Source organism: Curtobacterium sp. MCLR17_039 (genome assembly GCF_003234745.1).
Classification (GTDB): Bacteria; Actinomycetota; Actinomycetes; order Actinomycetales; family Microbacteriaceae; genus Curtobacterium; species Curtobacterium flaccumfaciens.
The window spans coordinates 1-613 of the sequence record NZ_QKTF01000035.1 but is presented as its reverse complement, the minus strand read 5'-3'; the positions used below and the strand labels follow the sequence as shown (position 1 = coordinate 613).

Below are 613 nucleotides of genomic sequence, written 5' to 3'. Positions count from 1 at the left end.
TCGCGTTGATCTTGACGACGGACATGCTGCTTCCTTTCGTGATGCTCAGTGGTGATGGCTCGTCGGAGTGATCGTGAACGCGTCGACGTTCCCGATCGCTTCGTGCAGGTGCTCGGACGCGTGCCCCGCGACGTGCGACGCCGCGTTGAGGTCGGTGGTGTCGACCTCGATGGTCGCGGAGCCGGTCAGGCGGTGTCCGATCCAGCGGAGTCGGAGGTCTCGCACCGCCTGCACTCCGTCGGCGTGCTCGAGTGCGTGCTCGGCTCGGGAGTAGAGGTCCGGGTCGATGGCGTCCATGAGTCGAGCGCCGATGGACTTCACTGTGCCCCAAAGCAGCATCAGGATCGAGATCGCGATGAGCAGGCCGATGATGGGATCCGCCAGCGGGAAGCCGAGAAGGACACCGATAGCGCCGAGGACGACGGAAAGCGAGGTGAAGCCGTCGAGACGGGCGTGGACACCGTCGGCGACCAGCGCGGCGGAGCCGATCTTCTGCCCGACGCGGATGCGGTAGATCGCGACGATCTCGTTGCCGGCGAATCCGATCACCCCGGCCGCGACGAGCAGCCATGGGTTCTCGACTGGGCGTGGGTGGATGAACCGGTCGATGGCC

General features: G+C 66.1%; 1 protein-coding gene. It reads right to left on the bottom strand.

Annotated features, from left to right (window positions below; all coding sequences use genetic code 11):
* Nucleotides 1–45: 45 nt before the first annotated feature.
* Nucleotides 46–613: cation diffusion facilitator family transporter (locus tag DEJ00_RS18185; protein ID WP_146248028.1), on the bottom strand; the 568-nt coding region annotated here is incomplete at its 5' end.